General features: G+C 39.1%; 9 protein-coding genes. 2 read left to right on the top strand and 7 right to left on the bottom strand.

All coding sequences use genetic code 11. The features are described 5' to 3' along the window. The coding region (locus tag KTJ10_RS15270) for a PT dipeptide repeat lipoprotein (RefSeq protein ID WP_262442369.1) at positions 1–1,423 on the top strand (1,423 nt) is incomplete at its 5' end. 60 nt (positions 1,424–1,483) lie between these two features. On the opposite strand, the gene KTJ10_RS15265 is transcribed toward KTJ10_RS15270, so the two are convergent. From KTJ10_RS15265 to rplU, 7 genes are all read right to left on the bottom strand, one after another. Beyond that, the gene (locus tag KTJ10_RS15265; RefSeq protein WP_262442368.1) at positions 1,484–1,957 is read right to left on the bottom strand and encodes a tRNA (cytidine(34)-2'-O)-methyltransferase; all 474 of its coding nucleotides are present in this window, start codon (positions 1,955–1,957) and stop codon (positions 1,484–1,486) included. Positions 1,958–2,000: 43 nt separating this feature from the next. Next, positions 2,001–3,374 (bottom strand): siroheme synthase CysG, encoded by a 1,374-nt coding sequence (cysG, locus tag KTJ10_RS15260; protein ID WP_005072889.1) that lies wholly within the window; start codon positions 3,372–3,374, stop codon positions 2,001–2,003. A gap of 67 nt (positions 3,375–3,441) precedes the next feature. Beyond that, the gene (gene serS, locus KTJ10_RS15255) at positions 3,442–4,713 is read right to left on the bottom strand and encodes a serine--tRNA ligase (protein WP_005072887.1); all 1,272 of its coding nucleotides are present in this window, start codon (positions 4,711–4,713) and stop codon (positions 3,442–3,444) included. A 118-nt stretch (positions 4,714–4,831) separates the two neighbouring features. Continuing rightward, a complete protein-coding gene (locus KTJ10_RS15250; protein ID WP_060466093.1) occupies positions 4,832–5,632 on the bottom strand; it encodes an RsiV family protein in 801 nt (266 codons plus the stop codon). Positions 5,633–5,749: 117 nt separating this feature from the next. Then, positions 5,750–6,445: an outer membrane lipoprotein chaperone LolA gene (lolA, locus tag KTJ10_RS15245; protein ID WP_004789378.1), complete on the bottom strand. Its 696-nt coding sequence runs from the start codon at positions 6,443–6,445 to the stop codon at positions 5,750–5,752. 239 nt (positions 6,446–6,684) lie between these two features. Next, on the bottom strand, positions 6,685–6,942 hold the full coding sequence (rpmA, locus tag KTJ10_RS15240) for a 50S ribosomal protein L27 (protein ID WP_002116037.1): 258 nt from the start codon (positions 6,940–6,942) through the stop codon (positions 6,685–6,687). 18 nt (positions 6,943–6,960) lie between these two features. Then, on the bottom strand, positions 6,961–7,272 hold the full coding sequence (rplU, locus tag KTJ10_RS15235; RefSeq protein WP_000271409.1) for a 50S ribosomal protein L21: 312 nt from the start codon (positions 7,270–7,272) through the stop codon (positions 6,961–6,963). A gap of 441 nt (positions 7,273–7,713) precedes the next feature. Between rplU and sdsA the strand changes: the two genes are divergently transcribed. Further along, positions 7,714–8,691, top strand: a complete 978-nt coding sequence (gene sdsA / locus KTJ10_RS15230) for an All-trans-nonaprenyl-diphosphate synthase (protein ID WP_002116233.1) — start codon at positions 7,714–7,716, stop codon at positions 8,689–8,691. The last annotated feature ends 10 nt before the right edge of the window (positions 8,692–8,701 follow it).

Genomic DNA, 8,701 nt, shown 5'->3' with positions numbered 1-8,701 from the left:
ACCAACACCAACACCAACACCAACACCAACACCAACACCAACACCAACACCAACAAGTGTAGCGGATCGCTTTGTTGGAAGTTGGTTAGCAGGCAAAGGAGGTTGTATTAACGGCTCTGCTCTAAAAATGAACGTCATTAAGGTTTCTGATAACAGCGTTCGATTTGCCAGTGAAACAGTACGTTATGAGAATGAATCGAACTGTACAGGTAACATTGTTGCAAGTTACCGCCAAGCTGAAGATTTTAGTCTGGTTTCAAATATTGGAGCACCTCAGACAGTACAAACCTCAAGCTATAACAAAGTAGATTGGCAGCTTGTAGTAGCAGGAAAGCTAACGCAGAAACAGCCAGCTATTCTAGGGTTTAAAAATGCAAACCAATTCTGTCTAGTTCCTACAGATGAACCAAATGCGATACATAATTATTTGCAGCAAGCAAACTTTGATCTCACAAATACCTGCTTCACAAAAACAACTCCACCAGCAAGCATGCAAAAGCCAAGTCAAGTATTGGCAACAGCAAGTTTTAGACTAGGAGATAATAAGGAATCTTGGGCAGACGTATTAAGTCAACTTAATGACCAAGGACGTCAAGGCTACGCTCTTCTCACCCCATCTGTAAGATTAGATAATCCGGATGGAAGCTTTGCGCTGTATAAAAATTTATATGTTAAAAACAATAAATCTACTGATACATACACCTATAAAACAGTTGATGTTAAAACTAATTCAGTAGCAAACCGTTATTTACTATGGGTGAATGAGTTAAATAAACAAGGTAGCTTAGGCTATATATATAAGCTTTCATTTGGTGAGGTTACATCTGATACAGATAAATATTTATTTGTGAAAAATGATAAGAAACCTGCAACCTATTCGTATTCTAATCGCTTCTTAACCAACACTTCTCGCACAAGTATTCTAAATGCCTTCAATGAACTTGGTGCACAAGGTTGTAAGCTAATTTACGCAAACTCAGAATTCACTAATAATGGCACAACGAATGGAACCTTCTATGTACCTACTTGCGTAAATAGCAGTACCCATAACGGAACCTATGCATATCGTTATTTTGAAGTTCCACAACATATTCCTTTCAACAAGGATGATGCAATTAAACTTGAAAAACTTCTTAAAGAACAAGCGGCTGAAGGTTATAGGTTAGTCGACGCGAACAATAACCTAGGCTTCTTTAATATTGATGGTTATCTATTTGAGCGCGACAGTGAAAATACAGGACCTATTGAATATAAAGTATTTATTGAAGATGCTGCATCCGAAACAGATGAGCCTTATATCTTTGAAAATCGGATTCAAGACCAAGGTACATTAGGCTGGTTCTTTGCAGTTCGACTTGGATCGGTCTATACCAACTCACCAACAAATTATGATTTAGCAAGTGGTGTTGTTTTCCCTAAATAAGACATCTAAAAACAAATAAGGCCACAACTGTGGCCTTATTTTTATTTAAAAACTATTAACTTATCCTAAGTCTTTAAAACCCTGCTGACGCCATGCTTCATAAACAATCACAGCCGTTGCATTAGATAAATTTAAACTTCTTGAGTTTTCAGTCATTGGCAAACGAATCCACTGTTCTTGTGGAAACATCAAGCGAACATGCTCAGGCAAACCGCGTGTTTCCGGCCCCATCAGTAAAGCTACAGGTCGATTCAAATCAACTGTATGCGGAGTTGCAGAACCTTTAGTGGTGAGTGGAAAAACATGCTCAACCCCTTTAGCTTTCAAGTCGGCAAGGCAAAGTTCTATGTTGTCCCAAATTTGCATACGTGCCCATTCATGATAATCAAGACCTGCTCGTTTGAGCTTTTTATCATCCAATTCAAAACCTAAAGGTTTGACTAAATGTAACTGTGCACCAGTATTAGCACATAAACGAATGATATTGCCTGTATTGGCAGGAATTTCAGGCTCGTATAGGACAACATGAATCACAAATTTTCTCGACTTTAATAACCAGCAATAAACTCAAATGAACTTATTGCCATTTTAACTGTTCACGTAAATTCACCACTTCACCAATAATGGTTAAAGTCGGTGCTACGATATGATGTTCAGACACTTTTGTTGCGATATCAGCTAATGTTCCAACTACAACTTTCTGGTCTGGTGTGGTTCCCTTAGAGATTAAAGCTACCGGCATATCAGCACGTTGACCATGAGCAATAAGTTGCTCACAAATGCGTTCTAAACCAACTAGCCCCATATATAAAACCAAAGTTTGATTTTCATAAACCAACTCATTCCAAGGAAGTTCAGGTGAACCTTCCTTTAAATGCCCAGTCAAGAAACGAACACTTTGTGCATAATCACGATGTGTTAATGGGATACCCGCATAAGCTGAACAGCCTGATGCTGCTGTTATACCTGGTACAACTTGGAAAGTGACATTCGCCTCAACGAGCTCTTGAATCTCTTCACCACCACGTCCAAAGATAAATGGATCACCACCCTTTAAACGACAAACACGCTTTCCTTTTTGAGCATATTCAACTAGTAAAGCATTAATACCATCTTGGGGAACGGAGTGATTTGAACGGGCTTTACCGACATAAATTTTAGTCGCATCACGACGGCAAAGCTCTAAAATGGGTGCAGAAACAAGACGATCATAAATCACAACATCAGCTTGCTGCATAAGACGTAATGCTTTTAGTGTCAGTAACTCTGGATCACCCGGTCCAGCGCCTACCAAATAAACTTCACCTTTAGGTGCAGTCCATTCTGTTAAGGCTTGCTGAATCAAACCATTTGCAACTTCTAAATTGTCATTGAAAACTTGTTCTTTCAATGGGCTAGCATAGAGGTTTTCCCAAAAAATCCGACGCTCATCTGGATTGGGAATTTTTTCTTTTACCTGCTTACGCCACTGACCAGAAAACTCAGCCAACTTACCCATGCCATGCGGCACAATTGTTTCTATTTGAGTACGAAGTTGTCTTGATAAAACTGGTGATGCACCATTTGAAGCGACAGAAATAATTAACGGAGAACGATCAATAATAGCTGGAACCATAAAGCGGCAATGTGGAATATCATCAACACTATTGACCAATAAATTACGCGCTTCACATTGTTCAAAAACAGCTTTATTCACTTGTGCATCATTAGTTGCAGCAATCACTAATCGATATGGTGTATTTAATATTTTTTCAGCAAAGGACTCGGCAAAATACTCTCCGCCTGTCGTTTTGACTAACTGTAAAAGCTGCTCTTCAATTGCAGGAGCAATAATATCGATTACTGCTCCCGCTTTGGCTAAAAGGTTTGCTTTGCGCAATGCAATATGCCCACCACCTACAATCAGACAATGTTGCTGTTGCAACTTTAAAGAGATTGGAAAAATATCCACCTTAAACCTCTGCATTAATCATCTGATTTGGGTTAAGCAAAAACCGTGCACAATTTAGATGCAAAGCTTAGTCAATAAACGTTGCACCACCCATATATGGGCGTAATACTTCTGGAATCTCGATAGAACCGTCTTCACGTTGGTAATTTTCCATTACAGCAAGCAAAGTACGTCCAACTGCCAGACCAGAACCATTTAGTGTGTGCACCAATTCGGTCTTCTTTTGATCCATTCTGTAGCGTGCTTTCATGCGGCGTGCCTGAAAATCACCCATATTAGAGCAACTAGAGATTTCACGATAAGTATTTTGGCTTGGAACCCAAACTTCTAAGTCGTAAGTCTTAGTTGCACCAAAGCCCATGTCACCACCACAAAGCAAAATCTTGCGGTATGGCAAACCTAGTGCCTGCAAAATGCCCTCAGCATGTGCAGTAAGCTCTTCAAGTGCTTGCATAGATGTTTCAGGTTTAACGATTTGCACCATCTCAACTTTATCAAATTGATGCTGACGAATTAAACCACGGGTATCACGACCATAAGAACCAGCTTCACTACGGAAACATGGCGTATGCGCTGCATATTTTAAAGGCAAACGTTCGGTATCAATAATCTCATCGCGAACGAAGTTAGTAACTGGAACTTCTGCTGTAGGGATGAGGTAATATTCTTTTTCACCTTGAAGTTTGAATAAATCTTCTTCAAATTTTGGCAACTGACCAGTACCACGAAGTGAATCAGCATTGACCAAATAAGGCACGTAAGCTTCTGTATAGCCATTCTTTAAAGTATGGGTATCAAGCATGAACTGTGTTAATGCACGTTGTAGGCGTGCTAAAGAACCTTTCAATACGCTAAAACGTGAACCAGTCAATTTAGTAGCGGTTTCAAACTCTAAACCACCCATCCACTCACCTAAATCAGTATGATCTTTGATTTCAAAATCAAACTGACGAGGCGTACCCCATTTTGAGATTTCAACGTTATCATCTTCATCTTTACCAGCAGGAACAGACTCATCTGGTAAGTTAGGAATACTCAGCGCTTTTTGTTCAATCTCGTTTTGTAACTCTGACAAAGCAACTTCAGCAGCTTTGATTTCGTCGCCAATGGCTTGCATACGCGCCATGATTTCAGAAGCATCACCACCGGATTTTTTAATCTGACCCACTTGTTTTGCACCGGCATTACGTTCTGCCTGCAATTTTTCAGTTTTTGATTGCAAATCTTTACGGCGAGTTTCTAAAGAAGCCCATTCTTGAACATCTAATTGAACACCGCGTTTTGCCAAAGCCGCATTAACGGCTTCAATATTATTTCTGAGTAACTTAGGGTCGATCATAATCAATCATAATATGGGTAAAAAACTGGCTATAGTGTAAGGCCTTAACACTAAAAAATATAGTGATCATCTTCATAACGAATAGCTTTCACACAATTGTTAGAATAGATCACCAGTTTTACAAGTTATAGTTTGGCACACTTGGTAAGTACTCAGGTTTAATGAACTTATTCGCCTCAAAATACGGCAGCGTTAATTCAGACATTCCCTCTGCATATGAAGCTAGCTCATAAATTGGATAGACAAATACAATGCCATTAGCACCATAGTAAAAATTATCGCTTAGCTGAAGTTTTTCACGGCTAATATTATGTGCTTGAAGCCAATTTGTATTTGCTTCAAAAAGTGCATCAACCAACTGTTTTTCAACATCTGGCTTTATAAGCTCTTCAACAGTAATGTGCTTTTTATTTAACAAATCAAAATTTACAAATTCTTGATGAGACATGCCGTGTGCAGCACCAGCTGAGTATGAATAAGTCTGTAATGCAAAGGTGGCAAGATTATAGTTTTGCCCTAAATAGCGAACATAAATTGCACTTTGACTTGAATTTGGTTCACCTTCAGGTACTTCAACTGGTTGATCGGCTAAATTTGCAAAAGCATTCGGATCTGCTTTCTTTATACGATTGGTGAAGTAATCATTAATCCATTTTTGATTGGTCTGTACTGTTTGAAAATCATACTCAGTACAACCATCTTCTAAGCAAACTTTTGATTTTGGCAATTTTACTGGGATTACTTTTGCTTGAATTACAGGAACACCAGCCTCTTTCGTTTCTTTAACTTTTGCAGTCGAAGCAGCCTGCTCTTCTTTGGCTGCCGACTTTGGTTGACAACCAGTTACCATTGCCATTGCAGCCATTAATGGAAGAATAAAAATAATTTTCTTATCGTAAAGTCGCATAATAATCCCCATGAATTTACCTCTAACACTATACAAAGCGTAAGAATAAGACGGGGTTAAAAAATGTATCTGCCTCTCTTATATAAAAAAAAGCTACCTTTTACGGTAGCTTTTTTGAAGAGGCTTTAATTATTGGTCAATAACATCTGTACCTTTTGGCGGTGTAAAGTTAAAGACTGATGCCGGAATTGAAGCATTTACTTTAACGTTCTTAAAGCGTACATAGGTGGTTTGACCTAATGAGTCTTGTAATACCATAAGTGTAGGCGCTTTATTTGCTCCGAAGCTAATCGTTAAGCTTTGGAACGCCCCATCTTCTTTTTTAGGGAATAATGTGAAATAGAGTTTAGATTTATCGGGTTGTGTTACACGATAAGACTTCATGATTTGATTGGTATTACCAGAGAGTAATAATGCTGGTGTATCTGCAACCTGATCATCTAAGCTTTGGCGGACAGCTTGTTGTAAATCCGGATCATAGATCCAAACTGTTTTTCCGCTCGTTACGATAGTTTGTTTAGCAGGACTTACTGTTTCCCAATAAAATTTCCCCGGACGCTCAACTTTCATTGAGCCTTTAAATGTCTGGTTCATATGCTGTGCACTTAAACTCTTTTTCTGTGCCACAGTTTTTGTATTGGCTTTAGTTGTTTGTTCAAAGTCGGCAGTCAAACGCTGTAAACCTGATAACTGATTAACCAGGTTCCCAATTGCCTGTTGCTCCGGTGCTGCTACAGGCGCAGCAAACACTGTAGTACTCATTACAGGAGCAAGCACTGACGCGCTAAGTGTAATAGCACACATAGTTTTACGAAGCATATTCATGTCATCACCTTTTTAGTTGCTGTAAGACAACTTACTCTCTTTCAAAGTTATGAAACTGAGTAAGCTCTTAATTCAAGACTCATATTAACCGACAAACTCTGTGCTAATCATTGAGAAAATAAGATATTTTGTTATGTTATTCATGTTGTTTGTAGAATTTCATTCATCATGATGAAGATGAATAAAAATAAAGGCCATAAAAAAAGCCCACAAAATGTGGGCTTTTTTCGAGCTAAAACTTATACAGTTTCAACTTTTACGTAGCGACGGCCAAATTGACCTTTCACTTCGAATTTTACTACGCCGTCAGCAGTAGCAAATAAAGTATGGTCACGGCCCATACCAACATTTGCACCAGCGTGGAACTCTGTACCACGTTGACGAACGATGATGTTACCAGCAGTTACAGCTTGACCGCCGTAAACTTTAACACCTAACATTTTTGGGTTTGAATCACGACCGTTCTTCGTCGATCCACCGGCTTTTTTAGTTGCCATGTCTCTTACTCCTCGTGATTAGCCTGAAATACCAGTAATTTTCAACTCAGTGAACCATTGACGGTGACCTTGTTGTTTACGGTAGTGTTTACGACGACGCATTTTGATGATGCGGATTTTGTCGTGACGACCATGACCAATCACTTCTGCAGTTACTTTAGCGCCAGCTACAACTGGAGCACCGATTTGAATGTTGTCACCGTTTACAACCATTAATACATCATCAAATGTAATAGTCGCACCAGATTCAGCTTTCAATAATTCAACTTTAAGGGTTTCACCCTCAACTACACGGTGCTGTTTACCACCGCTTTGGATTACTGCGTACATAATGTACTCCAATCAGCCCGTGTCGTCGTGTCGATAAAGGGATATATCGATCTTAAAACGATCGCCACTGGGGTTATACAAGGCGACAGATTTTAAGTGAAATTTGATCAAACGACAAGTATTTTCTATCTATCAGTAAAGCATGATCCCCTATTCTTACAAAATCAAACAGCTTGGACTGGAATTTAGCAGTTTTCATTGATTCTGAATGAAAATTAAAATACAGTTCCAAACACAAATTGCGTCAAGAACAAGTTGTATTAATGCTGATGTCATTAAATTTATTGTTTTGCCGAAAACATCGTATTTTGCTTAAATAAAGAACAAAAAACGCTTAAAAACAATAGAAATGATTAATATCAGCCACTTGTTAACCTGTGCAACACATCTTTAATTGATACACTAACGCCACTTATCTACCAATACGGGGTTTTTCTTCATATGGTCATCGATTTCAAGCAAGACATTCTTGCGCCTGTTGCTTCAGACTTCGCTGCGATGGATCACTTGATTAATGAAGGAATTAGCTCAAAAGTCGGTTTAGTCATGTCTGTCAGCAAACACGTCGTTGAAGCTGGCGGAAAGCGTATGCGTCCAATCATGTGTTTGCTTGCAGCACGTGCTTGTGGTTTAGATAACATGGCAAATGCACAGCGTTTAGCTGCAATCATTGAAATGTTACATACCGCGACACTGGTCCATGATGATGTGGTAGATGAATCTGGGCTTCGTCGTGGTCGCCCTACAGCAAATGCGACATGGAACAATCAGACGGCTGTTTTAGTCGGAGACTTCTTGATTGCTCGTGCTTTCGATTTATTGGTCGATTTAAACAACATGACTTTATTGAAAGACTTTTCAACAGGTACATGTGAAATTGCTGAAGGTGAAGTATTACAACTTCAATCACAGCATCAACCAGATACAACTGAAGAAACTTATTTAAAAATTATTCATGGTAAAACGTCTCGCCTGTTTGAGCTGGCTACAGAAGGTGCTGCTATTTTGGCGGGGCAAGAAGCGTATCGTGAGCCATTAAGATTGTTTGCCGGTCATTTTGGTAATGCATTCCAAATTATTGATGATATTTTAGACTACACCTCTGATGCTGAAACATTAGGTAAAAATATTGGTGATGATTTAATGGAAGGTAAGCCAACTTTACCGTTAATTTCTGCATTAGCACGCTCAACAGGTGAAGAGCATGCGATTATTCGTCGCAGTATCGCAACCGGTGGAGTAGACCAACTATCTCAGGTCATCGAAATTGTACAGAAGTCTGGTGCTTTAGATTATTGCAACCAACGTGCCCAAGAAGAAACAGAAGCAGCACTGCAAGCTTTATCAAACCTACCCGATACACCGTATCGTCAGGCTTTGATTAACTTAACTCAGCTTGCGTTACATCGAATACAATAGATATTATTTT

The sequence above is a fragment of the Acinetobacter sp. WU_MDCI_Abxc222 genome, from assembly GCF_025514755.1.
Lineage (GTDB): Bacteria > Pseudomonadota > Gammaproteobacteria > Pseudomonadales > Moraxellaceae > Acinetobacter > Acinetobacter geminorum.
This window is presented reverse-complemented; position numbering and strand designations above follow the sequence as displayed.

Coding starts and splice junctions, on each gene's coding strand:
- sdsA (WP_002116233.1), top strand. CDS start 7,714: ATGGTCATCGATTTCAAGCAAGACATTCTTGCGCCTGTTGCTTCAGAC.
- lolA (WP_004789378.1), bottom strand. CDS start 6,445: ATGAATATGCTTCGTAAAACTATGTGTGCTATTACACTTAGCGCGTCA.
- serS (WP_005072887.1), bottom strand. CDS start 4,713: ATGATCGACCCTAAGTTACTCAGAAATAATATTGAAGCCGTTAATGCG.
- rplU (WP_000271409.1), bottom strand. CDS start 7,272: ATGTACGCAGTAATCCAAAGCGGTGGTAAACAGCACCGTGTAGTTGAG.
- KTJ10_RS15250 (WP_060466093.1), bottom strand. CDS start 5,632: ATGGGGATTATTATGCGACTTTACGATAAGAAAATTATTTTTATTCTT.
- rpmA (WP_002116037.1), bottom strand. CDS start 6,942: ATGGCAACTAAAAAAGCCGGTGGATCGACGAAGAACGGTCGTGATTCA.